Raw genomic sequence first — 23,618 nt, 5'->3', positions numbered from 1 at the left:
CGACCCTCCGCGATCACTCCGATGCGCTCCGCACGCGCCTCTCCCCCGGCGTGTCGGACACCGGACACGCCGGGGCGTGTCGTCGGCTCCGTCGTCGGCGCGGAGGACCTCCGCGATTTCAATTGAAATTGGACGTCTGATTTCAATTGAAATTGCGTGACGCCCGTCGCCGGGCCTCGGCACGGGACGCGCCGAGGCTCAGGGACGGCAGAGGCGGGCGACGATCGGCAGGGCCCGGGCGAGTTCGTCGCGGGAGCACGCGGCGTATCCGAGGGCCAGGCCGAACCACTGCTGCGGGCCGCAGTGGTGCCGCCGCAGGCCGTCGAGGACCAGCCCGTGCTCCTCCGCCTCGGCGAGCACCCGCTGCTCCGCCTCCGCGTCCGGCAGGGGCAGCACCACGTGGGCGCCTGCGCGGTCGCCGAACACCTCCACGCCCTCAGCCGTCAGGCCCTCCACCACCAGCGCCCGGCGCTGGGAGAGCTCCCGCCGCAAGCGGCGCAGGTGCCTGCCGAGGTCTCCGTTGCGGGCGAACTCCGCCAGCACGCGCTGGCCCGCGGGCGCCGGGCTCGTGCCGGTGAGCTCGCGGCGCTCCACCACCGCCGCGGCAACCCGGTCCGGGGCGAGCATCCAGCCCACGCCCAGCGTCGGCGAGATGATCTTGCTGGTGGTGCCCAGGTGGACCACGACGTCCGGCGCCATCGACGCGAGCACCGGCAGCGGCGCGACGTCGTAGCGCAGCTCCCCGTCGTAGTCGTCCTCGACGATCAGCCACCCCTCGGCGCGCGCACGCTCCACCAGCGCGATCCGGCGCTCCGCGGGCAACCGGCCGCCGATCGGGTACTGGTGCGCCGGGGAGCAGTAGACCGCGCGCACGCCCTCCGGGATGGCGTCGACCACGATCCCGGCGTGGTCCACCCGGGCCGGGACGACCCGCACGCCGACCGACTTCAACGCGCCGACCGCGCGCTGGTAGCCGGGCTCCTCCACCGCGATGGCGTCACCCGGCCCCAGCACGGCGGACGCCAGCTCGATGACCGCGGCGGTGGTGCCGCCGGTGGCCAGGACGTTGTCGACGGTCAGCCCGCCCAGCACCAGACCGCGGTGCCGCAGCAGGTGCTCGACGACGGCTTCCCGGTAGGCGGGCACGCCCGCTCGGTGCGGCTTCCAGTCCGGAGGCACATCGGCCGCCGCCCGCCACGCCCGCCGCCACGCCGCTCGGTCGATGCCCTCGGCCCAGGGCACGCCGGCGGTCAGCACCACGTTCGGCTCCGGGGCCTCGCCCGCGACCCCGGCCCCGCCGTCCGGCCCTTCCACCCGCGCACCGGGTGGACTCGTCGTGACGTAGGTCCCCGAGCCGTGCCGACCGGCGATCCAGCCCTCGGCGTGCAGCTGCTCGTAAGCGGCGGCCGTCACGGTGCGGCTGACCTCCAGGTGCCGGGCGAGCGCGCGGGTCGACGGCAGCCGGTCGCCGCCGCGCAGCTGGCCGATGGTCGCCGCGTGCCGGAGCGCGTCCGCGAGCTGGACGGCGAGCGGTCGCGGGTCGTCGCGGCGCAGGTCGATGGCGAGCTCCAGCAGCGGCGAGCTCGCGGGCACGGCATGTGGCATTTCGAAATTCTCCCCGATTGGCACTTCGATAATGCCACTTGCCGGAAGATCCTGGTGCCCGTGACCTCACAGCTCTCCCCCACCGAACGGTCCACGATCCGCCGCGGCAGCGAGCGCGCCCGCACCGAGCGCGAGGAGCTGCACGCGGTGCTCGACGCCGGCCTGATCTGCCACCTCGGTGTGGTGGTCGACGGCGCGCCGCGGGTGCTGCCCACCGGCTACGGCCGCAGCGGCGACACGCTCTACCTGCACGGTTCCACGGGCGCGCGGAGCCTGCGGGAGGCGGCGGGCGAGCCGGAGATCTGCGTGACGGTGACGCATCTCGACGGCATCGTCTACGCGCGCTCGGCGTTCCACTTCTCCGTGAACTACCGGTCCGCGGTGATCCACGGCCGCCCGCGCCAGGTCACCGACCCCGACGAGAAGTGGCGGGCGCTGCAGGTGATCACCGACCACCTGGCTCCCGGATCCTGGGAGCACGCTCGGCAGCCGACCAAGCGGGAGCTGGCCGCGACCGCCGTCATCGCGCTCGACCTGACCGAAGCCGCGGTGAAGATGCGCGGCGGAGGACCCAACGACGATCCCGAGGACGTCGAGGCGGACAAGGCGTGGGCCGGAGTCCTGCCGCTGGAAACGCGGTGGGGCGCGCCGGAACCGTCCGACGACCTCGCGCCGGAGTTCGGGATCCCGGCGCACGTGCTGGAGCGGAGGTACCCGGCATGACCGTGCACGAGCTCGACGACTTCACCCCGGCCTACCCGGTCCTGCGCGAACTTCGCCCGGACATCGGCTCGCTGGAGGACTTCCTGACCCAGGCCAAGCAGCAGCAGGCGCAGGGCTACCGGATGATCGCCGCGATCAGCGACGGCGAGGTGGCCGCGGTCGCCGGATTCCGCGCCGGGCTGTGCTTCGCCTGGGGCCACCACATCTACGTCGACGACCTGGTGACCGCGTCGAGCGCGCGACGCCAGGGGCACGGCGCCGCGCTGCTGGCGTGGATCGACGAGGAGGCGCGGCGGATCGGCGCCGCCCAGGTGCACCTCGACTCCGGCACCCACCGGCACGAGGCGCACCGCCGCTACCTGACGTCCGGCTTCGCCATCTCGTCGTTCCACTTCACCAAGGCCGCCTGAGTCCGGAGTCCGCTGTGGACGGTGCTCAGGCGGAGCGGGTGCCGACCGGGTGCAGACCGGTGATCGGATCGTGGGTGTAGGTCGTCATCGACGAGCGGACCGGGCGGTAGACGTGGATGCTCACCGCCGGATCCGGCCCGGAGTTGGTCACCTGGTGCACGTAGTCGGGGCCGAACACGCGGGACTGCCCGGCGGTGAGCTGGTGCAGCACCTCGGTGGTCCCGCCGCGCACGACGCGCTCGGTGAGGTCGCCGGCGACGATGGTGAAGGCACCGGTGGCGCCGCCGTGGTCGTGCAGCTCGGTGCGCTGGCCCGGCAGCCAGCTCAGCAGCCACGCCTCGTAGTGCTCGGTGCGGGCCAGCAGGCCGAACCAGCGCTGATCGGGGTCGTAGCGAAGCAGGTGGGTCCAGGAACCGCGGTCGGTGGCGAGCTCCCGGGCGATGCGCACCGGGTGCGCGGTGGTCAGATCGGCAGCGACGGCCAGGGTATTCGGCGGAACGGCGAACACGTGCGAAGTCCTTCGGGATCGGGCGTGGGTTCCGGGCGTGCGAGAGCCCGGGGATTACCAGGGATCGATCAGCACGAAGAACAGAGCGCGCTGGCAACGCGGTGGAGGTCGATGTGACCCCGCCGACCGGTCATGGCGCGCAACAACATGCCGAGAACTCAACCAGCCCGGCCGAGGCCCCGTCAACTCGCCCCGGCGAGATCTCACACCACGGAGTGTGCCCCATCCCACACCACCACCCCCGCCACCTAGGCCGCGGTCAATTTCGCACGAAATTGACCATCACCCAGTCAAGGCCCCGGCAAGGTCCGGCCGGGACGGGTGTCAGTTCTGCCTGGAACTGACACCGCGGGCGCCCGGAACGTCCGGTCAGTTACCGGCAAAACTGCCGCACAACCCCACCCAGGACGACTTTGCCGAGCACAGTCCCGATACCCACCCAACCGCACCTCAGGGGACCGTGACGCAACCCAGCCACAAGAAACCCCGAAAACGCGAGACAGCGTCCCAACGCCACCACCACTGAAAATCGCGGAGAGGCGGGACTGTGAGGCGGTACTGTCAGGCGAGGGCTTGGAGGACGTCGGCGACGAGGTCCGCCGGGTCTTCGCAGCCCGCCGAGAAGCGGACGAAGCCCTCCGGCACCGGGTCTCCCCACTGCGCGCGGCGGTCGACGGTGCTGTGCAGGCCGCCGAAGCTCGTCGCCGCCACCACCAGTTCGCTGCGGCGGACGAACTCCTCCACCGCCGCCGCGTCGGCCAGCTCGAACCGGAACACCCCGCCCCAGCGGCGCATCTGCCGCCGGGCGAGCTCGTGCGACGGGTCGCCGGGCGCGCCAGGCCAGCGCAGCCCGGAGATCGCGGGGTGCTCCCGCAGCGCGGCGACGAGCGCGGCGGCGTTCTCGGCCTGCCGCGCCAGGCGCAGGTCGAGCGTGCCCATGCTGCGGTGCACCAGCCAGGTCTCGAAAGGCCCGGGGATGGCGCCGGACAGCGTCCGCGCGCGCACCAGCCGTTCGGCCAGCTCGGGGTCGCGCACCGACACGTGCCCCATCAGCAGATCGCTGTGCCCGGCCAGCGCCTTGGTGTCGCTGGCGATGACGATGTCCGCGCCCAGCTCCAGCGGGCGCTGTCCCAGCGGCGTCGCCGTGGTGTTGTCCACCGCGAGCAGTGCGCCCGCCCGGTGCGCGCGCTCGGCGAGCTCGGCGATGTCGCACACGTCCAGCCCCGGGTTCGACGGGGTTTCCAGCAGCACCAGGCGGACTCCGGCGAAGACGTCGTCGGTCCACGGGCCGGGCGTGCCGATCTCCCGGACGTCCAGCTCCAGCTCGGTGAGTTCGTCGCGCACGAAGTTCCGCGTCGCGTAGTAGCCGTCGCTGGGCACGACCAGCGCGTCACCGCGGCGCAGGACCGCGCGCAGCACCGTGCTGATCGCGGCCATGCCCGAGGGCAGCAGCAGGCAGTGCCCGCCGTCGAGGTCGCCGATCGCCGCTTCCAGCGCCCGCCAGGTGGGATTGCCCGACCGGCCGTAGGAGTCGCCGCCCTGGAAGTCCTCGCCGAGGTGGAACGGCGCGGCGAACACCGGCCCCGGCAGCATCGGCGTTCCGCTGACCGGTTCCGGGTGCCCGCCCCGCACGCACCGCGTGCCGTCACCGAGTTCCGACATGCTCACCACTCACCTAACGAATCGCTCTGGATCAACGCCGTGCCCCGCTGTTGAACCTGTTCATCTTTGCTGGTGCCGCAGGCGCGGCGATCCACGTGCTCAGACCGCAGAAGTGATCGCTTGCGCCGTAGGCGCACAACCCACCTACGACGCTTGCACCGCCGCGGGTTCTCAGACTGCGCCCGCCCAGACTGGGCTCTTGGCGAGGACAGCCCGTTCGCCGTGTATCGGACATACATCAGAACGGGATCCCGGAGCCAGGCGGCGTCTGAGGTTCCGCCACCCGCACCGCCGCGCGGAACAAGCCCGGAAATTCCTACTACTCCGGTTTGCGCTCGCGGCCGAGGAGTTCCGCCGCCGCCGGGCCAGGCTGGAGCCCTTCGTGGCAGACGCGGTGCACCACGTCGGTGATCGGCATCTCCACGCCGTGCCGGGCGGCGAGCTGGCGGATCGACGAGCAGGACTTCACGCCCTCGGAGACCTGGCCGTGCGCCGCTTCCTGGGCTTGCGCCAGGGTCTCGCCGCGCCCGAGCCGTTCGCCGAAGGTCCGGTTGCGCGACAGCGGCGACATGCAGGTGGCGACCAGATCGCCCAGCCCGGCCAGCCCGGCGAACGTCATCTGGTCGGCCCCGAGCGCGACGCCCAGCCGCGTCGTCTCGGCCAGGCCGCGGGTGATCAGCGAGGACATCGTGTTGTGCCCGAAACCGAGGCCGACCGCCATCCCGCAGGCCAGCGCGATCACGTTCTTGCACGCGCCGGCGATCTCGATGCCGATCAAATCGGTGTTGGTGTACGGCCGGAAGTACGGCGTGAAGCAGGCGTGCTGCAGGGCGATCGCGCGGTCGTGGTCGGCGCAGGCCACCACGGTCGCCGTCGGCTGCTCGGCGGCGATCTCCTTGGCCAGGTTCGGCCCGGACACCACCGCGACCTGCTCCATCGGCACGTCCGCGACCTCGCCGATGACCTCGCTCATCCGCTTCAGGGTGCTCAGCTCGACGCCCTTGGCGAGACTCACCAGCGTCGCGTCCGCGGGCAGCAGCGGCTGCCAGCCCGCGAGGTTCTCGCGCAGCGTCTGGCTCGGCACCGCCAGCACCACCACGTCGGCGTCGTGCACCGCGGCGGCCGCGTCATCGGTGGCCCGCAACGACTCCGGCAGGCGGACGCCGGGCAGGTACCCGGCGTTGCAGCGGGATTCGTTGATCGCCTCGGCGACCTCCGCGCGGCGCGCCCACAGGACGACGTCGCTGCCCGCGTCGGCGAGGACCTTGGCGAAGGTGGTGCCCCAGGAGCCCGCGCCGAGGACCGCGATCCGCTCAGGCCGCGCCATCGTCACCACGCTTCTTGCGCGCGGAGCTGTAGAACTCGGCGGGCGGTTCCTCGCCGCGGATCTCGCCGAGCAGGTCCCGCACCCGGTTCATGGCCAGGTGGGTGACCTCGCGCAGCGCGTGCCCGTCGTGCTCCATGCCGCGGTAGGCCGACAGGTCCAGCGGCTCGCCGAAGGCGAACTTCACCGTCTTGCGCGGGAACGGGCGGAAGCGCTTCTTGTAGTGGTCGTAGACGTCCTTGGTGCCCCAGCGGGCCGCCGGGATCACCGGGATGTCGTGGGCCAGCGCCAGCCGGGCCACCCCGACCTTCGGCGTCATCGGCCAGCCGTCGGGATCCTTGGTGATGGTGCCGTCCGGGTAGATCACGATCGTCTTGCCGCGCCCCAGCGCCTGGTGCGCCTCCCGCAGGCTCTTCTGCGCGTCCGCGGTCCCGCGGTAGACCGGGATCTGCTCCACGCCGACCAGCACGCTCTTGAGCACCGGGACGTTCCACAGGGTGTGCTTGGCCAGGAAGCGCGGCACCCGCGCTGCACGGTGCACGGTGACCGCGTCGAACACCGGGTCCAGGTGGGAGACGTGGTTGAGCACCAGCAGCGCCGGGCCCTCGGCCGGGATGTTCTCCAGGCCGCGCACCTCGGTGCGGGCCAGCGCGCCGGTCAGCGGGTAGAACACCGCGCGCGCCAGGCCGAGCCAGAACTTGCCCATGCCCCGCGCCTTCTCGCTGCTCTGCCTCCGCTGGCGCCGGAGGCTCTTCGGTTCCGCCACGGCATCTCCTCATCTCTCCTCGCGAGCGCCCGCAAAGTTACCCCGCCCCGGCCCGCGTCCCGGCAACGAGTCGGTTCCGCGGCCGCGTCGGGCGTGCCGGGAAGATGGAGGCGTGACCGCCAACAACGACCGGCCGGACCGCCGGTTCTCGCAGCAGGACTGCCCTGCGGTGCACCTCGTCGTGCCGATCAAACCGCTGCACCTGGCCAAGTCGCGGCTGCTCGGCGAGGGTGCGCGCCGGCCGGAAGCGCACGCGGAGCTGGTCATGGCCGTGGCGTTGGACACAGTGGCCGCCGCGCGCCGCGCCGACGGAGTGGCCGGTATCGTCGTGGTCACCTCCGATCCGGCGCTGACCGCGGAGTTCACCGCCGAGGGCGTGGAAGTGCTCGCGGACCTGCCCGCCGCCGGGCTCAACGCGGCGCTGCGGCACGGCGACGCCGCGCTCCGGGCGCGGGTGGCCAGGGTCGGGGCGCTGCAAGCGGATCTGCCCGCGCTCCGGCCGGACGACCTGGGGGCGGCGATCCGCGCAGCAGGGGCGGATCGCTCGTTCTGCCCGGACCACCACGGCACCGGCACGACGCTGTTGCTGGCCGAGCCAGGGCGCCCGCTCGATCCGCGCTTCGGCTCCGGTTCGGCCGACGCGCACGCCGGATCCGGCGCGAAACCGCTCGTCGGTCCGTGGGACTCGCTGCGCTGCGACGTCGATACGGAAGCCGACCTGCGCGCCGCCACCGCCCTCGGTCTCGGCCCGCGCACCAAGGCCGCGATCGCCTAGCGACCGGCGGCGGTCCGTGCGCGGAACCGGCTCCGTTCGCACTGCTCAGGTCCCATGAGTGTTTTGAGGCGTTATAGCGCCCCAAAACACTCACGGGCCACCAGCGGAACCGCGGCCCAAAGGGCCAAATCGCCCACTCCGCCCGCACCGGGAGCCGTCCCCCGCCTGGTGGCGAGAACCACTTCCCGCGGAAATCCGCTTCGAGGGAACAACGACGACGCGAAACGGCCATGAACTCTTTTCACAGACATCGGCTGAACCGGTTCGATGAGCGACAATGGGCGGGTGAGCACCGACAGCACCGGCCGGGCCGAGAAGCCCGCCAAGCGAACCACCAGTGGCCGGTCCACCCGTCGCGCTCCGCGTCAGACGCGGAGCGCCGGTGATCCAGGCGCCGCCACCACCCCGGCGGCGCCGCTGCGGAACGACGGCCAGAACTCCGAAGGCGCCCGCGTCCCCTCCGCGCCACCCGCGGTGACCCGCGCGGCGGCCTCCACCGACCTGCCCGAGGACCGCTACCTCAACCGCGAGCTGTCCTGGCTCGACTTCAACGCCAGGGTGCTGGCCATCGCCGAGGACAAGTCGCAGCCGGTGCTGGAGCGCGCGAAGTTCCTCGCGATCTTCGCGTCCAACCTGGACGAGTTCTACATGGTGCGCGTCGCGGGCCTGAAGCGCCGCGAGGAGACCGGGCTGTCGGTGCGCAGCGCCGACGGGCTCAGCCCGCACGAGCAGCTGACCCGCATCGCGGCCCGCAACCAGGACCTGATGGAGAAGCTGAGCCGGGTCTTCCTCGACGAGCTGCTGCCCGAGCTGGAGGCGAACGGCGTCCGCATCCAGAACTGGTCGGAGCTGGAGACCGCCGAGCAGCAGAAGCTCACCCGCTACTTCGAGGACCACATCTTCCCGGTGCTCACGCCGCTCGCGGTCGACCCGGCGCACCCGTTCCCCTACATCTCCGGGCTGTCGCTGAACCTCGCGGTCACCGTCGCCGACCCGGACGCCGGGCTGCGGCGCTTCGCGCGGGTCAAGGTGCCGGACAACGTGCCGCGGCTGATCCGGGTGGAATCCGACCGGGAGACCGAGCGCGCCACCTTCCTGCCGCTGGAAGAGCTCATCGCCGCGCACCTGGACAAGCTGTTCCCCGGCATGCGGGTCGCCGAGCACCACATCTTCCGGGTCACCCGCAACGCCGACCTGGAGGTCGAGGAGGACCGCGACGAGGACCTCCTGCAGGCCATGGAGCGGGAACTGGCGCGCCGCCGCTTCGGGCCGCCGGTGCGGCTGGAAGTCACCGACACGATGAGCGAGAACATGCTCGAACTCCTGCTGCGCGAGCTGGAGGTCGACCAGCACGACGTGGTTGAGGTCAAGGGACTGCTCGACCTGTCCTGCCTGTTCCAGCTGGATCGGCTGCACCGGCCGGACCTCAAGGAAGCGCCGTTCGTGCCCGCCACGCACCCGGCCTTCGCCGAGGGCCAGACGCCCAAGAGCATCTTCTCCACGCTGCGCGAGGGCGACGTGCTGGTGCACCACCCCTACGACTCGTTCTCCACGTCGGTGCAGCGGTTCATCGAGCAGGCCGCCGCAGACCCGCACGTGCTGGCCATCAAGCAGACGCTGTACCGGACCTCCGGTGACTCGCCGATCGTCAACGCGCTCATCGACGCCGCCGAGGCGGGCAAGCAGGTCGTCGCGCTGGTGGAGCTCAAGGCCCGCTTCGACGAGCAGGCGAACATCCAGTGGGCGCGCACCCTGGAACGCGCCGGGGTGCACGTGGTCTACGGCCTGGTCGGCCTGAAGACGCACTGCAAGACCGCGCTCGTGGTGCGCCAGGAGGGATCCACCATCCGCCGCTACTGCCACCTGGGCACCGGCAACTACAACCCGAAGACCGCGCGGATCTACGAGGACCTGGGGCTGCTGACCGCTTCCCCGGAGATCGGCGCCGACCTCACCGACCTGTTCAACGTGCTCACCGGCTACGCCCGGCACGGCGAGTACCGCCGGATCCTGGTGTCGCCGCAGGGCATCCGCAACGGCATCGTCGACCGCGTGGACGACGAGATCGAGCGGGCCCGGCAGGGCCTGCCGTGCGGCATCCGGATGAAGGTGAACTCGCTGGTCGACGAGCAGATCATCGACGCCCTGTACCGGGCGTCGCTGGCCGGTGTGCCGGTCCAGGTCGTGGTGCGCGGCATCTGCTCCCTCAAGGCCGGCGTCGAGGGCCTCAGCGAGAACATCGAGGTGCGCTCCATCCTGGGCCGGTTCCTGGAGCACTCCCGGGTGTTCCACTTCATCGGCATCGACGAGCACTGGTTCGGCAGCGCCGACATGATGCACCGGAACCTGGACCGCCGGATCGAAACCCAGGTCCGGGTCACCGATCCGAAGCTGACCGCTCAGCTGAACGCGATGCTCGACTCGGCGCTGCACCCGTCGACGCGCTGCTGGGTGCTCAACGCCAAGGGCGACTGGGAGGCGTCCCCGCGCAGCGGTGAGCAGGTCCGCGACCACCAGGTGGAGATGCTGCGCCTGCACGGGGCGAAGGTCTCGTAGGCAGTCCGAGGGACCGAACGCCGAGAGTGCTTTAGGACGATGAGCGTGACCGAGAACCAGCCGGCTACCGAACAGATCGACGGCGAACCGACTGATGCTCCCGGGCGAACCGTGCGGGCCGCCGGTGCGGTGCTGTGGCGCGACGGCACCGGCGGCCCGGAGGTGGCGGTGGTGCACCGCCCCCGCTACGACGACTGGTCGCTGCCGAAGGGCAAGCTCGACCCCGGTGAGCTGCCCGCGCACGCGGCGGTCCGCGAGGTCGCCGAGGAGACCGGGTTTTCCTGCGTGCTGACCCGCTTCCTCGCCCGGACCGGCTACGACGTCCCGGCCCCGGGCGGGACCGCGCCGAAGGTCGTGGACTACTTCGCCGCCCGCGCGAGCGGCGGGTCCTTCGCCCGCAACGACGAAGTGGACGAACTCCGCTGGCTGCCCGTCGCCGGAGCGCGCGAACTGGTCAGCTATCCGCACGACGGGCGGGTGCTGGAGGCCTTCGAGCAATTGCCCGCGGAGTCGGCGACGGTATTGCTGGTCCGCCACGCGAAAGCGGGCAAGCGATCCGATTGGGCGGGCGATGACGCGCTGCGCCCGCTCACCGAAGCGGGAGAGCGGCAGCGCGACGCATTGCATTCACTGCTGCCGTTGTTCGGCCCGGTCCGCGTCTATTCCGCGCCGCGAGTGCGCTGCGAGCAAACGGTCGCGCCCATCGCGGCGGACCTGGGAACGCCGATCGGGACCGAGCCGCTGTTCTCCGAGGAGGGCTATCTCGCCGATCCGGACGCGGCCGTGGCGCGGATGCTGCGGGTGGCGGCCGGAGCGGGACCGGCGCTGGTGTGCAGCCAGGGCGGCGTGATCCCGGACCTGGTGGCCCGGCTGGCGGATTCCGGCGGGCTGACCGGGCTGGGCGAGGTGGCCAGCCGCAAGGGCAGCGTGTGGACCCTGACGTTCCGGCGCGCGGCGGGCGACAACGGCGCCGCACCGCTGCGCCTGGCGGCCGCGGACTACCTCCCGGACCCGATCGCCTGAGAGGCGCAAGCGCGGTTCGCCCCTCACCGGGCGGGCGCTGCTCGCGCCGCCGGGCAGGGCTTCTCGGGGGAAGTTCGTCCGGCCGGTTGCGGGGTCGGATGCGTCGGCGTCCGGTTCGCCGACGCCCCGGCTCCGGAATCAAGCGGCTGCGCACCGCTGTTCGGCGCTGATCGCGCCGTGTGGGCGTTGCGCGCCGCCCACCGGGGTGGCAGGCGCAGCTGGCCGGTTTCCCGGCGGCTACGGCCCGCTCAACCCCGTTTGCACCACGCGCGGGCGTCCTGAGCGGACGCCGCGCACGTCGGCGGAATCGCCTCCCCGCCGCACGCGGTCGGGGGGTTTCCTGCCGAAGAGCGGGCGGCACCTCGTCCCGGTGTCCGGGTCAGATGACCGCCCGCTCGGTCCACTGGTGCTCGCTGCTGGGGCGAGCACTCACTTCTTGGTGGACTTGCGAGTGGTCGTCGCCTTCTTGGTCGCCGGACGGGTCGTCTTGGCAGCGGTCGTCTTGGCGGTGCTGGCCTTGGCGGTGCTCGTCCGCTTGGTGGTGGCCTTCGCCGGAGTCGCCTTGGCGGTGGTCGCCTTGGCCGGGGTCGCCTTGGCCGTGGTGGCCTTGGTGGCCCGCTTCGGCGCGGCCTTGGTCGCGGTCGCCTTGGCGGCGGCCTTCGGCGCGGCCTTGGTCGTGGTCGCCTTGGTGGTGGCGGCCTTCGTGGTCGCGCGACCGGTGGTCTTGGCCGCGGTGGCGCGCGTGGCGGTGGCCTTGGCCTTGGTGCCGGCGGCAGCCTTGGTGGCGGTCGCGGTCCGGGTGGTGGCACCGCGGGTGGTGGCCGCCTTGACCGAGGACTGGCGCGGCAGTTTCCGCTGGCCGCCCACGACTTCCTTGAACTGGGTGCCGGCGCGGAAGGCGGGAACGTTGGTCTTCTTGACCTTCACGGACTCACCGGTGCGCGGGTTGCGAGCGGTACGAGCGGCGCGGGCCCGCTTCTCGAAAACCCCGAAGCCGGTGATGTTGACCTTCTCGCCCTTGTTGACGTTGCGAACGATGATGTCCACGACGTTTTCCACAGCCTGGCTGGCGGTCTTCTTGTCTCCGAGGCGTTCTGCCAGAGCCTCGATGAGTTGGGCCTTGTTCACTTCAGTCCCTCCCAGGACACAACAACGGCCCCGTTGGGCCGACTCAATGTCAACGGTAAAGCCCCGGATAAACAAATGCCAATCGCCACGCCCCATTTTTTCGTTCAGGGCGCGGGCATTCGTCTCCGGGCAACGGGGCCGCAGTGCTCGTGGAGCAACTGTTCAGTTGTGCCCCGGGTGGCGGGATTCTCCTTGCACAGCAGAAGGAATCCGCCACCCGGGAAAGCCGCGATCAGCCTGCCGGAGCGGGCAGCGTGGCGGGCTTGAAGCTGGGTCGCGCCCGCTCAAAAGTGTCGATCGTCTCGGCGTGCCGCAGGGTCAGCCCGATGTCGTCGAGGCCTTCCAGCAACCGCCAGCGGGTGTAGTCGTCGATGCTGAACGCCACGGTGAGATCCTTGGCGTGCACCGTCCGTCGCTCCAGATCCACCGTCACGGCGGTACCGGGCTCGTTCTCCAGCAGCTTCCACAGGAGTTCCACATCGGACTGCTCGCACTGGGCCGCCAGCAGTCCCTGCTTGCCCGAATTGCCGCGGAAGATGTCGGCGAAGCGGCTGGAGATGACCACCCGGAAGCCGTAGTCCTTCAGCGCCCACACGGCGTGCTCGCGGGAGGAGCCGGTGCCGAAGTCGGGCCCGGCCACCAGCACGCTGCCCGCGCGGAACGGCTCCTGGTTGAGGATGAAGTCCTCGTCGCCCCGCCAGGCGGCGAACAGGGCGTCCTCGAAGCCGGTCCGCGAGACCCGCTTGAGGTAGACCGCCGGGATGATCTGGTCGGTGTCCACGTTGGACCGGCGCAGCGGGACGCCGACCCCGGTGTGCGTCTTGAACGGTTCCATCGTCACTGCTCCTGGTGGGTGGGTTTCAGTCGAGGTCTTCGGGCGAGGACAGGGTGCCGCGCACGGCGGTGGCGGCGGCGACGAGCGGGGAGACCAGGTGGGTGCGGCCGCCCTTGCCTTGCCTGCCCTCGAAGTTGCGGTTGGAGGTCGACGCGCTGCGCTCGCCGGGGGTGAGCTGGTCCGGGTTCATGCCCAGGCACATCGAACAACCGGCCGAACGCCATTCGGCGCCCGCGGCCGTGAAAACCTCGTGCAGCCCCTCGGACTCCGCCTGCACGCGGACCTTCATCGAGCCCGGCACCACCAGCATCCGGACGTCCTGCGCCACCTTGCGGCCCTTCAAGACGTCCGCGGCGGCGCGCAGGTCCTCGATGCGGCCGTTGGTGCACGAGCCCAGGAAGACCGTGTCGACCGACACCTCGCGCAGCGGCGTGCCCGGCTCCAGGCCCATGTAGGCCAACGCCTTCTCCGCGGCGAAGCGCTCGCCCTCGTCGGCGATCTGCTCCGGGTCCGGCACCCGCTCGCCCAGCGGCAGGCCCTGGCCCGGGTTGGTGCCCCAGGTGACGAAAGGCGTGAGCTCATCGGCGTCGAGCGTGACCTCTGCGTCGAAAGTGGCGTCGTCGTCGGTGCGCAGCGTGCGCCAGTACTCGACGGCGGCGTCCCACTCGGCGCCCTCGGGCGCGTGCGGACGTCCCTTCAGGTACTCGAAAGTCGTTTCATCCGGCGCGATCATTCCAGCCCGCGCGCCCGCCTCGATCGACATGTTGCAGATCGTCATGCGGGCTTCCATGGACAGCTGCCGGATCGCTTCGCCGCGGTACTCCAGCACGTAGCCCTGCCCGCCGCCGGTGCCGATCTTGGCGATGACGGCCAGGATCACGTCCTTGCTGGTGACTCCCGGGCGCAGCGAGCCGTCGATGTTGATGGCCATGGTCTTGAACGGCTTCAGCGGCAGCGTCTGGGTGGCCAGCACGTGCTCGACCTCGGAAGTGCCGATGCCGAAGGCCAGCGCGCCGAACGCGCCGTGCGTGGAGGTGTGGCTGTCGCCGCAGACCACCGTGGTGCCGGGCTGGGTCAGCCCGAGCTGCGGGCCGACGACGTGCACGATGCCCTGCTCGGCATCGCCCATCGGGTGCAGCCGGATGCCGAATTCCGCGCAGTTCTTGCGCAACGTCTCGACCTGGGTGCGCGACACCGGGTCGGCGATCGGCAGGTCGATCCCGGTGGTGGGCACGTTGTGGTCTTCGGTGGCCAGCGTCAGGTCGGGGCGGCGCACCGGTCGGCCGGCCAGCCGCAGCCCCTCGAAGGCCTGCGGACTGGTGACCTCGTGCACCAGGTGGAGATCGATGTAGAGCAGGTCCGGCTCGTGCCCCTCACCGCGGCGCACGATGTGCGCATCCCAAACCTTCTCCGCGAGCGTTTTTCCCATCGCTGCTCCCAGTCGAGCCTGCCGAGACCCCGGAACGGGTCTTCCCACAGAGTGGACTTCCCAGATGTCGGGAAGCTAGTATCGGTACGTGGGACAGCATAGCGGCATCGGAGTACTGGACAAGGCAGTGGCCGTTCTGCAGGCCGTTGCCAACGAACCGTGCGGCCTGGCGGAACTGTGCAGCCGCACGGGCCTGCCGAGGGCGACCGCGCACCGCCTGGCGGTGGGCCTGGAGGTGCACCGCCTCCTGCGCCGGGATTCGGACGGGCGCTGGCGCCCGGGCGCGGCGCTGGCGGAACTGGCCGGCGGAGCGGTGGATCCGTTGCTGGAGGCAGCGACCACAGTACTGCCCAAACTCCGGGACATCACGGGCGAAAGCGTCCAGCTCTACCGCAGGGACGGCTTGCAGCGCCTGTGCATCGCGACCGCAGAGCCCCCCAGCGGCCTCCGCGACACGGTCCCGGTGGGCACGGCCCTGCCGATGACGGCGGGCTCGGGAGCGAAGGTCCTGGCGGCCTGGGCGGACCCGGCGACGCAGCGAGCGGTCCTGGCGGAAGCGGTCTTCGGCGAACGAACCCTCATGGAGGTCCGCCGCCGGGGCTGGGCCCAGAGCGTGGCGGAACGGGAATCGGGAGTGGCGAGCGTGAGCGCCCCGGTGAAGGACTCCCAGGGAACGGTGGTGGCGGCGATTTCGGTATCCGGCCCGATCGACCGGATGGGCCGCCGCCCGGGAGCCCGCTGGGCAGCAGACCTGTTGGCAGCAGCGGAAGCCCTCCAGAACCGCCTGTGACCCGCGAGCGCGGTGCGGGGGCGAGAACCCCCGCACCGCCCGCGAAACCGGTGAGAACCCAACCACCAGCGCCCAGAACCGGGCGCGCTACTTGAAGATCCCCACCGAAGACCGGCAAACCTCGACACGAGCGAGCTCCCCGTCACAACTCCACCCTCCCCCGCCGAGAAGGCCCCCAAGACATGAAAAAGCCCCACCCGTGAACATCACGAGTGGGGCTTCCCCTTGTAGTCCCGACGGGATTTGAACCCGCGCTACCGCCTTGAGAGGGCGGCGTCCTAGGCCGCTAGACGACGGGACCGCGTTACGAGAAGAACTCTACAACACCCCAAACCCCACCCGAACACCACCCCCCGAAAGAACCAAAACCCCAGCACAACCCCACCCGCACAAGCCAAACCGAAGATCCCCCGCCACAACGGAAGGAGCCATCCCACCAAGCGATCGGTGGTGATACCGGGCCAGGGTCGGGAGCAGAGGTGCCGTGGAGTCCGGGGCCGGGTTGGACTCAAAGCGGTGGTCGCCTTGGGTGGTGCAGCGATTTCAATTGAAATCGGCTTCGTCACGTTTTCGACGAAGCCCGCGGCAACAACCAGCCGATTTCAACCGAAATCGCGGAGGTTCCCCACCCCACGAACCACCCCAGAACCCACAAAGCCCCCACCACAGGCCAAAAGCCACCCCACCACCCCACGCAAGCCCGAAAGGCGACCCACCACCCCTCGCAAGGCCGAAAGGCTGGTCCAGAACCCAGGCCGGGTACGCCACCCCACGCAAGGAGCACCCGATAAGCAACCCCCGCACCGTGGGGGGCATGGGGGGCTCGGCCCCCCAATACAAACACGGAAAGGGCCCTGTTTGCTCTCAGCAAACAGGGCCCTCCCACCCTTGTAGTCCCGACGGGATTTGAACCCGCGCTACCGCCTTGAGAGGGCGGCGTCCTAGGCCGCTAGACGACGGGACCACGCTTGAGAGATCACTTCCACGACGCCGGGAGAGCTCCCATAGTCAAGTTTGCGATCTGCTCGCTGGGGTACCAGGACTCGAACCTAGACTAACTGAACCAGAATCAGTCGTGCTGCCAATTACACCATACCCCATGGTGCCGCGCGGCCAGTTGTCCTTTTTCCGATCTCCGGGGAGTTCGGCTTCCGGACTGCTGTCCGCTGCGTTGGTAAGAATATTAGACCATCGCTCCAGGGGTCTGAAATGGGGGGTGGGTTAACGGGATCGTCGCAGGTCGCGGCGGTTGTGGCGGGGTTTCAGGGGATCAGCTCGGGCACCGGGACGGCGGGCAGGTCGCCGACGAGGAGTTCGGGGAGTTCGTGCAGGCTCGCGATGGTCGGCACCTCGGTGGTCGCCGGGGCCCGGTGGTCGCGGTTGAGCCAGATGCCGTGCAGGCCGGCCCGGGCGGCGCCGAGTGCGTCGGTGTCGAGGCGGTCGCCGACGTGGGCGACTTCGCCGGGGCGCAGGCCCAGCGCCTCGCAGGCGGCCTCGAAGATCTGCGGGTCGGGTTTCGCCACGCCGACCTCACCGGAGATGACGAGCACGTCGAAGGCGTCGGCGAGGCCGACGGCGGCGATCTTCTTGCGCTGGTAGACGCTCGGCGCGTTGGTGATGACGGCGAGCCTCAGGCCGCTGTCGCGCATCCAGTCCAGGCAGGGCCGGGCGTCGTCGAAGAGGCTCCAGGCGCGCTGCATGGCGGCCATGCGTATGTTCTCGCGGCGGGCGGCTTCGATGTCGTCGATCCGCTCGCCGAAGGCCGCGAAGAAGGCCTTGGTGCGCTGGACGCACATCGTGTCGAAGTCGAGCTCGTCGTTGACGAACCGCGCGTAGTAGTCGTCGGTGGTGCGCTCCCACACCGGCCAGGCGCGGTCGGTGCCCACGAGCTCCCGCAGGCCTTGCCGGGACGCGCGCTGGCCGTCCAGCAGCGTGTCGTCGACGTCGAGGCACACGGCCTTGAGCTGTCCGGGTGCGGGTGCGGCGGGAGGCTGAGGCGCGGATGTCACCCCGAGAGGCTAGGCGCTCACCCGCTGCGTCCGATTCGGCCAACACGGTGATCCTGTCGGCCCATTTCCGCTTGGGCGCGTCAGTCGGCATCCGGGGTGAGCGCGACCACCTCCGGTCACGCAGCGCGCCCCGCCGGAAGAGCTCCGGCGGGGCGCGGTGGTTCAGCCCAGGGCCTTGCGCAGGCGGGCGAGGGAGACCTCGCGTCCCAGGAGTTCCATCGACTCGTACAGCGGCGGCGACACCGTGCGGCCGGTGACGGCGACGCGGACCGGGGCGAAGGCCTTGCGCGGCTTGATGCCCAGGCCGTCCACGACCGCGTCCTTCAGCGCCTGCTCGATGGCCGCCGTGGTCCACTTCGGCAGCGCGCTGAGGGCGTCGATGGCCGCTTCCAGCACCGGCTTGGCGTCCTCGCCGAGGGCCTTGTCCGCGGAGGCCTGCTCCGGGGTGAACTCGTCGCCCGCGAACAGGAAGGCCATCATGCCGACGGCGTCGGAGAGCACCACGAGCCGCTCCTGCACCAGCGGCGCCGCGGCGCGCACGATGCCCAGCTGCTGCTCGGTGGGCTCGCTGGGCAGCACTCCGCCGTTGACCAGGTAGGGCACGATCCGCTCGACGAAGTCGTCCGGCGCCAGCGCGCGCAGGTGCGCGGAGTTGATCGCATCGGCCTTCTTCTGGTCGAAGCGCGCCGGGTTGGAGCTGACGCGGCCGATCTCGAAGGCCTCGACCATCTCGTCCAGGCTGAACACGTCGCGGTCCTCGGAGATGGACCAGCCCAGCAGCGCCAGGTAGTTCAGCAGGCCCTCGGGCAGGAAACCCCGGTCGCGGTGGTGGAACAGGTTGGACTGCGGGTCGCGCTTCGAGAGCTTCTTGTTGCCCTCGCCCATGACGAACGGCAGGTGGCCGAACTCGGGCGTGAAGTCGGTGACACCGATGCGCTGCAGCGCCTCGTAGAGCGCGATCTGCCGCGGTGTGGAGGACAGCAGGTCCTCGCCGCGCAGCACGTGGGTGATGCGCTGCATGGCGTCGTCGACCGGGTTGGTCAGGGTGTAGAGCGGATCTCCGTTGCCGCGCACCAGGACCGGGTCGGGCACGCTGCCCGCGGGGAAGGTGATCTCGCCGCGCACCAGGTCGGTGAAGGCGATGTCGCGGTCGGGCATCCGCAGCCGCAGCACCGGCTTGCGGCCCTCGGCGCGGAACGCGGCCACCTGCTCCTCGGTGAGCTCGCGGTCGAAGTTGTCGTAGCCCAGCTTGGGATCGCGGCCGGCCGCCTTGTGCCGGGCCTCGACCTCCTCGGGCGAGGAGAAGGACTCGTAGAGCTCACCGGCGGCGAGCAGCCGCTGCGCGACGTCGGCGTAGATGTCGCGCCGCTCGCTCTGCCGGTAGGGGCCGTAGGGGCCGCCGACCTCGGGGCCCTCGTCCCAGTCCAGGCCCAACCAGCGCAGCGCGTCCAGCAGCGCCTGGTAGGACTCCTCGCTGTCCCGGGCGGCGTCGGTGTCCTCGATGCGGAACACCAAGGTGCCCTTGTTGTGCCGGGCGAAGGCCCAGTTGTAGAGGGCGGTGCGGATCAGGCCGACGTGCGGGATGCCGGTCGGCGAGGGGCAGAACCGGGCCCGGAGGGGCCTGGCGTCGGCTGCTGTTGCTGCTGCTTCTGGCGTGCTCATAACACATCCAGCGTAGCCACCGGGCGGCGGCGCTTGACGAGCGCGTCCCGGAGGCGCATCCTGACCTTATTCAACAAGCGTTGAAAAACTTGGAGGGGATCGCAATGGAGCGAACCACCTGCTGCATCGTGGGGGGCGGCCCGGCGGGCATGGTCCTGGGACTGCTGCTGGCGCGCGCGGGCGTCGAGGTGACCGTGCTGGAGAAGCACGACGACTTCCTGCGCGACTTCCGCGGCGACACGGTGCACCCGACGACCCTGCACCTGCTCGACGAACTCGGCCTGGCCGAGCGGCTGAACGAGCTCCCGCAGCGCCGGCTGAACCGGGTGAGGTTGCCGATCGGCCAGGACGGCGAGCTGTTCACCCTGGGCGACTTCAGCGCGCTGAAGATGAAGTACAACTACATCGCGATGGTCCCGCAGTGGGACCTGCTGGACATGCTCGCCGACGCGGCCAAGCAGGAGCCCGGTTTCTCGCTGCGGATGAACACCGAGGCGACCGAGCTGATCCGCGAAGGCGGCCGCGTCAACGGCGTTCGCTACCGCACGGCCGAAGGCGGCACCGGCGAGATCCGCGCCACCATCACGGTCGCCTGCGACGGCCGCAAGTCGTTCGTGCGCACGATGCCCGAGCTGCGCCTGCAGGACTTCCCCACGCCGATGGACGTCCGGTGGTTCCGGGTGCCGCGCCTGCCGGACGACCCGGCGGGTGCGATCGGGCTGATCCGCGACCGCACCTTCCTCGCGATGCTCGACCGCGGCGACTACTTCCAGGTGGCCGCGATCATCGCCAAGGGCACCGACGCGGAGGGCCGCAACCGGCCCATCGAGGAGTTCAACGAGGGTCTGGTGCGCCGGGTGCCGTGGCTGGCCGGGCGGGAGCTGGTGGCGGACTGGGACGACGTCAAGGTGCTGCAGGTGAAGCTGGACCGGCTGCGCAAGTGGCACGTGCCGGGCCTGCTGTGCATCGGCGACGCGGCGCACGCGATGTCGCCGGTGGGCGGGATCGGCATCAACCTGGCGGTGCAGGACGCGGTCGCGGCGGCGCGCTACCTGGCCGACCCGCTGCGCGAAGGCCGCCTGGAGCGCAAGCACGTGGCGGCGGTGCAGCGGCGGCGGTGGCCGACGACCGTGCTGATCCAGCGGCTCCAGCGCGTGATCCACGACAACGCGATCGTCCCCGCGCTGCAGGGCGAGATCGACTTCGGCAGCACCGCCCGCCTCCCGCTGCCCATCCGGGCGACGGCGAAGCTCCCGTGGCTGCGCAAGATCCCGCCGTACGTCCTCGCCTACGGCGCGGTCCGCGAGCGCCCGCCCCGCTCAGCCCTCCGCTGAACTCCGCCTGGGGAAAGCAGAAGGGCGCTTTTCACCGACTCAGTCGGCGAAAAGCGCCCTTCACCGCGCGGCGGGAGAACCGGTTCAGGCCTGCTGGACCGGGTTGGTGAGGGTGCCGAGGCCGTCGATGGAGACGGAGACCTTCTGGCCGTCGCGCATCGGGCCCACCCCGGCCGGCGTGCCGGTGAGGATGACGTCGCCCGGGAGCAGCGTCATCACGCGCGAGATCCACGACACCAGCGCGCCGACGTCGTGCAGCAGCAGCGAGGTCCGCGCGTCCTGCTTGAGCTCACCGTCCAGTTCGGTCCGGATGGCCAGGTCCGCCGGGTCGACCTCGGTGTCGATCCACGGCCCCAGCGGGCAGAACGTGTCGTAGCCCTTGGCCCGGGTCCACTGCCCGTCGGCCTGCTGCTGGTCGCGCGCGGTGACGTCGTTGGCGATCGTGTAGCCGAGCAGCACATCGGTGCCGCGCGCCTCCGGGACGTCCTTGCACGGCTGGCCGACGACCGCGGCCAGCTCGCCCTCGAAGTCCACCCGCTCCGAGTTCGGCGGCAGCTTGATGGGCGAGTTCGGGCCGATCACCGAGGTGGACGGCTTCATGAAGATGACCGGCTGGGCCGGCGGCTCACCGCCCATCTCCTTCGCGTGGTCGGCGTAGTTCTTGCCGATGCAGATGACCTTCGTGGGCAGGATCGGGGCGAGCAGCCGCACATCGGCCATCGGCCACTTGCGCCCGGTGAAGGTGGGATCGCCGAACGGGTGCTGGTCGATCTCGACCGCGAGCACCTTCTCCTTCGGCGCAGCCGGATCCGGCTCCAGGGCCACGAAGGACACCCCGGAGGAGTGGGCGACACGTGCCAAGCGCAAGACGAACCTCCGCGATCAACTGTGGATTCTCCACCGAAAGCCTATCCCCGCACGCCGCCCCCGGCGTCGGCGGCGACGCCACCGGGCTCGCCGGCCCCGACGACCAGTCGGCGCCGTGTCCGGTCCTGCCGCGATCTCAAGGGAAGTCGGACATCGGATTTCCCTTGAAATCGCGGAGGTCGTCGGTGTGCCGGGCACCCGGCACGCCGACGCGGGGCGCAACTTCCATTGAAATCGAAGACGTGATTTCCATTGAAATTGCGTCCCACCTCACGCCGGGCGCGGGGTCAGCGGGTGGCGAAGGCCGGGCGGGAGGACTTGTAGACCAGGGCGTCGCAGAGGGCCAGCCAGCTGGCTTCGACGATGTTGGCGTGGACGCCGACCGTGGTCCACTCCTCCTCGCCGTCGCGGGATTCCACCAGGACCCTGGTCACCGCGTCGGTGCCGCGGGCGTCGGTGAGGATGCGGACCTTGTAGTCGGCCAGCTCCACCGACTCCAGCCACGGCAGGTGCGGGACGAGCGCTTCGCGCAGCGCCGCGTCCAGCGCGTTGACCGGGCCGTTGCCCTCGGCGGTCGCGATGACCCGCTCCCCCGCCACGTGCACCTTCACGGTCGCTTCGGCGATCACCTCGCCGTCGGAGCGGTGGTCGAGCACCACCCGGTAGGACTCCAGCTCGAACGGCGCTTCCACCGGATCGGCACCGGTGGTGGTCGCCATCTCGCCGCGCAGCAGGAGTTCCAGCGAGGCGTCCGCGGCTTCGAAGGACCAGCCGCGCGCTTCGAGCTCCTTGACCCGGCGGACCGCGCCGGTGACCGCCTCCGGCGCGGCGGAGAGGTCGAGGCCGAGCTCGGCGCCCTTGAGCTCCAGGCTGGCCCGCCCGGCCATCTCGGTGACCAGCACCCGCATCCCGTTGCCCACCACGGCGGGATCGATGTGGTTGTACAGCTCGGGGTCCACTTTGATCGCACTCGCGTGCAATCCCGCCTTGTGCGCGAAGGTCGACTGCCCGACGTAGGCCTGGTGGGTGTCCGGCGCCAGGTTGGCGATCTCGGCGAGGGCGTGGGAGGTCCGGGTGAGCTCGCGCAGCTTCTCCTCCGGCAGCACCGGCATCCCGAGCTTGGCGGCCAGATTCCCGATCACCGCGAACAGATCCGCGTTGCCCGCCCGCTCGCCGTAACCGTTGGCGGTGCACTGCACGTGCGTGGCCCCGGCCTGCACCGCGGCGATGCTGTTGGCCACCGCGCAACCGGTGTCGTCCTGGCAGTGGATCCCGAGGCGGAAACCGGTGCGCGCGGCGACCTCGCCGACGGTCTCGGCGAGCTGCAGCGGCAGCTGCCCGCCGTTGGTGTCGCACAGCACCACGACGTCCGCGCCCGCCTGCACCGCGGATTCCAGCACGCGCAGCGAGGTGTCGGGATCGAACGCGTAGCCGTCGAAGAAGTGCTCGGCGTCGAGGAACACCCGGCGTCCTTCGCCCACGAGGTAGCGCACCGTGTCGGCGACCATCGCGCAGTTCTCCGCCACATCGGTGCGCAGCGCGCGTTCGATGTGCCTGCGGTCCGATTTGGCCACCAGGGTCACCACCGGCGCGCGGGATTCCAGCAGCGCCCGCACCTGCGGATCTTCGTCCACTTTGGCCCCGGCGCGGCGGGTGGATCCGAACGCGACCAGCGCGGCGTGCCGGAGTTCGAGCTCTCCTTGCGCGGCGCGGTGGAAGAACTCGGTGTCCTTGGGCAGCGCGCCGGGCCAGCCGCCTTCGACGAAGCCGACGCCGAGCGAGTCCAGCAGCCGCGCGACGGCGATCTTGTCGGTGACCGAGTAGGAAATGCCCTCGCGCTGCGCGCCGTCCCGCAAGGTCGTGTCGTAGACGTGGAAATCGTCGCCCAGAGGGGTTCCGGCGGGCTGGGTGCGGGTCACTGGATCTTCTCCCGGTGGCGTCGGAAACGGGTGGGTGCGGCGGGCGCAGGCAACAAAAAAGACCCCCCGCAGGATGCGAGAGGTCAGCGCGCCGGGGTGCGGAGTCGTCTACCCGGCGCGCTCGCCAATAATGATCACACTGCGGAAAGCCACGGCCCCATGCTGCCACAACGCGGCACCGGATCACCAGCTGACCGGAACTTCCCACGATCCGGACGGCGGAAGTTCCGAATCCGGCTCCGCGCCGAGGAACAACCCAGGAGGTTGCACATCCGGACAACGCGAAGGGCGCC

Annotated in this window: 19 protein-coding genes and 3 tRNA genes; 7 read left to right on the top strand and 15 right to left on the bottom strand. The window is 70.8% G+C overall.

What is annotated here, in order from left to right:
• Positions 1–198 precede the first annotated feature (198 nt).
• A complete protein-coding gene (pdxR, locus tag ATL45_RS20530; protein ID WP_093146698.1) occupies positions 199–1,605 on the bottom strand; it encodes a MocR-like pyridoxine biosynthesis transcription factor PdxR in 1,407 nt (468 codons plus the stop codon).
• Between the two features lie 60 nt (positions 1,606–1,665).
• Here pdxR and ATL45_RS20525 point away from each other — a divergent pair, with 60 nt between their 5' ends.
• Both ATL45_RS20525 and ATL45_RS20520 read left to right on the top strand, forming a co-directional pair.
• Positions 1,666–2,328 (top strand): pyridoxamine 5'-phosphate oxidase family protein, encoded by a 663-nt coding sequence (locus ATL45_RS20525; protein WP_246025457.1) that lies wholly within the window; start codon positions 1,666–1,668, stop codon positions 2,326–2,328.
• Entirely contained in the window at positions 2,325–2,738 is a 414-nt protein-coding gene (locus ATL45_RS20520) for a GNAT family N-acetyltransferase (protein WP_093146699.1), read from the top strand. The genes ATL45_RS20525 and ATL45_RS20520 overlap by 4 nt, the downstream gene beginning before the upstream one ends.
• Positions 2,739–2,763: 25 nt before the next feature.
• On the opposite strand, the gene ATL45_RS20515 is transcribed toward ATL45_RS20520, so the two are convergent.
• The 4 genes from ATL45_RS20515 to ATL45_RS20500 form a co-directional block, all read right to left on the bottom strand.
• Positions 2,764–3,246, bottom strand: coding sequence for a cysteine dioxygenase (locus ATL45_RS20515; protein WP_093146700.1), 483 nt, complete (start codon positions 3,244–3,246; stop codon positions 2,764–2,766).
• A gap of 561 nt (positions 3,247–3,807) precedes the next feature.
• Positions 3,808–4,908 carry a cystathionine gamma-lyase gene (locus ATL45_RS20510; RefSeq protein ID WP_093146701.1) on the bottom strand — a complete coding sequence of 367 codons (1,101 nt, stop codon included), beginning with the start codon at positions 4,906–4,908 and terminating at the stop codon, positions 3,808–3,810.
• Positions 4,909–5,227: 319 nt separating this feature from the next.
• On the bottom strand, positions 5,228–6,235 hold the full coding sequence (locus ATL45_RS20505; protein ID WP_093146702.1) for an NAD(P)H-dependent glycerol-3-phosphate dehydrogenase: 1,008 nt from the start codon (positions 6,233–6,235) through the stop codon (positions 5,228–5,230).
• On the bottom strand, positions 6,222–6,998 hold the full coding sequence (locus tag ATL45_RS20500) for a lysophospholipid acyltransferase family protein (protein ID WP_093146703.1): 777 nt from the start codon (positions 6,996–6,998) through the stop codon (positions 6,222–6,224). Before ATL45_RS20500 ends, ATL45_RS20505 begins: the two co-directional genes overlap by 14 nt.
• A 169-nt stretch (positions 6,999–7,167) precedes the next feature.
• On the opposite strand from ATL45_RS20500, the gene cofC reads away from it, so the two are divergent.
• The 3 genes from cofC to ATL45_RS20485 all read left to right on the top strand — a co-directional run bounded on the left by cofC (position 7,168) and on the right by ATL45_RS20485 (position 11,352).
• Positions 7,168–7,773, top strand: coding sequence for a 2-phospho-L-lactate guanylyltransferase (gene cofC, locus ATL45_RS20495; protein ID WP_439332497.1), 606 nt, complete (start codon positions 7,168–7,170; stop codon positions 7,771–7,773).
• 267 nt (positions 7,774–8,040) lie between these two features.
• The gene (locus ATL45_RS20490) at positions 8,041–10,329 is read left to right on the top strand and encodes an RNA degradosome polyphosphate kinase (RefSeq protein WP_093146705.1); all 2,289 of its coding nucleotides are present in this window, start codon (positions 8,041–8,043) and stop codon (positions 10,327–10,329) included.
• Positions 10,330–10,368: 39 nt separating this feature from the next.
• Positions 10,369–11,352: an NUDIX hydrolase gene (locus ATL45_RS20485; protein WP_093146706.1), complete on the top strand. Its 984-nt coding sequence runs from the start codon at positions 10,369–10,371 to the stop codon at positions 11,350–11,352.
• Between the two features lie 429 nt (positions 11,353–11,781).
• Here the strand turns inward: ATL45_RS20485 and ATL45_RS20480 are convergent, their stop codons facing one another.
• From ATL45_RS20480 to leuC, 3 genes are all read right to left on the bottom strand, one after another.
• Positions 11,782–12,480 carry an HU family DNA-binding protein gene (locus ATL45_RS20480; protein ID WP_093146707.1) on the bottom strand — a complete coding sequence of 233 codons (699 nt, stop codon included), beginning with the start codon at positions 12,478–12,480 and terminating at the stop codon, positions 11,782–11,784.
• Between the two features lie 232 nt (positions 12,481–12,712).
• On the bottom strand, positions 12,713–13,315 hold the full coding sequence (gene leuD / locus ATL45_RS20475; protein WP_093146708.1) for a 3-isopropylmalate dehydratase small subunit: 603 nt from the start codon (positions 13,313–13,315) through the stop codon (positions 12,713–12,715).
• Positions 13,316–13,340: 25 nt separating this feature from the next.
• The gene (gene leuC / locus ATL45_RS20470; protein ID WP_093146709.1) at positions 13,341–14,744 is read right to left on the bottom strand and encodes a 3-isopropylmalate dehydratase large subunit; all 1,404 of its coding nucleotides are present in this window, start codon (positions 14,742–14,744) and stop codon (positions 13,341–13,343) included.
• Positions 14,745–14,832: 88 nt separating this feature from the next.
• On the opposite strand from leuC, the gene ATL45_RS20465 reads away from it, so the two are divergent.
• Positions 14,833–15,534 carry an IclR family transcriptional regulator gene (locus tag ATL45_RS20465; protein ID WP_170210288.1) on the top strand — a complete coding sequence of 234 codons (702 nt, stop codon included), beginning with the start codon at positions 14,833–14,835 and terminating at the stop codon, positions 15,532–15,534.
• A 228-nt stretch (positions 15,535–15,762) separates the two neighbouring features.
• Here the strand turns inward: ATL45_RS20465 and ATL45_RS20460 are convergent.
• The 5 genes from ATL45_RS20460 to gltX all read right to left on the bottom strand — a co-directional run bounded on the left by ATL45_RS20460 (position 15,763) and on the right by gltX (position 19,205).
• Positions 15,763–15,835, bottom strand: a tRNA-Glu gene (locus tag ATL45_RS20460).
• A 590-nt stretch (positions 15,836–16,425) separates the two neighbouring features.
• Positions 16,426–16,498, bottom strand: a tRNA-Glu gene (locus ATL45_RS20455).
• A gap of 64 nt (positions 16,499–16,562) precedes the next feature.
• Positions 16,563–16,634 (bottom strand) — tRNA-Gln (locus ATL45_RS20450).
• Between the two features lie 162 nt (positions 16,635–16,796).
• Positions 16,797–17,543, bottom strand: a complete 747-nt coding sequence (locus ATL45_RS20445) for an HAD family hydrolase (RefSeq protein WP_246025455.1) — start codon at positions 17,541–17,543, stop codon at positions 16,797–16,799.
• Between the two features lie 162 nt (positions 17,544–17,705).
• On the bottom strand, positions 17,706–19,205 hold the full coding sequence (gene gltX / locus ATL45_RS20440; RefSeq protein ID WP_093146712.1) for a glutamate--tRNA ligase: 1,500 nt from the start codon (positions 19,203–19,205) through the stop codon (positions 17,706–17,708).
• Positions 19,206–19,309: 104 nt separating this feature from the next.
• On the opposite strand from gltX, the gene ATL45_RS20435 reads away from it, so the two are divergent.
• Positions 19,310–20,539: an FAD-dependent oxidoreductase gene (locus ATL45_RS20435; RefSeq protein WP_093146713.1), complete on the top strand. Its 1,230-nt coding sequence runs from the start codon at positions 19,310–19,312 to the stop codon at positions 20,537–20,539.
• An 84-nt stretch (positions 20,540–20,623) separates the two neighbouring features.
• On the opposite strand, the gene ATL45_RS20430 is transcribed toward ATL45_RS20435, so the two are convergent.
• On the bottom strand, positions 20,624–21,406 hold the full coding sequence (locus tag ATL45_RS20430) for a fumarylacetoacetate hydrolase family protein (RefSeq protein ID WP_093146714.1): 783 nt from the start codon (positions 21,404–21,406) through the stop codon (positions 20,624–20,626).
• Positions 21,407–21,693: 287 nt separating this feature from the next.
• Positions 21,694–23,325 (bottom strand): citramalate synthase, encoded by a 1,632-nt coding sequence (cimA, locus tag ATL45_RS20425; protein WP_093146715.1) that lies wholly within the window; start codon positions 23,323–23,325, stop codon positions 21,694–21,696.
• Between the last annotated feature and the right edge of the window lie 293 nt (positions 23,326–23,618).

This window comes from Saccharopolyspora antimicrobica, from assembly GCF_003635025.1.
GTDB lineage: Bacteria > Actinomycetota > Actinomycetes > Mycobacteriales > Pseudonocardiaceae > Saccharopolyspora > Saccharopolyspora antimicrobica.
Note: the sequence above shows the minus strand (reverse complement) of the source record. Positions and strands in the feature narration are given on the sequence as shown.

Bases quoted from the DNA above. Each gene is read 5' to 3' on its own strand.
- pdxR (WP_093146698.1), bottom strand. From the start codon at position 1,605: ATGCCACATGCCGTGCCCGCGAGCTCGCCGCTGCTGGAGCTCGCCATC.
- ATL45_RS20520 (WP_093146699.1), top strand. From the start codon at position 2,325: ATGACCGTGCACGAGCTCGACGACTTCACCCCGGCCTACCCGGTCCTG.
- ATL45_RS20510 (WP_093146701.1), bottom strand. From the start codon at position 4,908: ATGTCGGAACTCGGTGACGGCACGCGGTGCGTGCGGGGCGGGCACCCG.
- ATL45_RS20505 (WP_093146702.1), bottom strand. From the start codon at position 6,235: ATGGCGCGGCCTGAGCGGATCGCGGTCCTCGGCGCGGGCTCCTGGGGC.
- ATL45_RS20490 (WP_093146705.1), top strand. From the start codon at position 8,041: ATGAGCGACAATGGGCGGGTGAGCACCGACAGCACCGGCCGGGCCGAG.
- ATL45_RS20485 (WP_093146706.1), top strand. From the start codon at position 10,369: ATGAGCGTGACCGAGAACCAGCCGGCTACCGAACAGATCGACGGCGAA.
- leuD (WP_093146708.1), bottom strand. From the start codon at position 13,315: ATGGAACCGTTCAAGACGCACACCGGGGTCGGCGTCCCGCTGCGCCGG.
- leuC (WP_093146709.1), bottom strand. From the start codon at position 14,744: ATGGGAAAAACGCTCGCGGAGAAGGTTTGGGATGCGCACATCGTGCGC.
- gltX (WP_093146712.1), bottom strand. From the start codon at position 19,205: ATGAGCACGCCAGAAGCAGCAGCAACAGCAGCCGACGCCAGGCCCCTC.
- ATL45_RS20435 (WP_093146713.1), top strand. From the start codon at position 19,310: ATGGAGCGAACCACCTGCTGCATCGTGGGGGGCGGCCCGGCGGGCATG.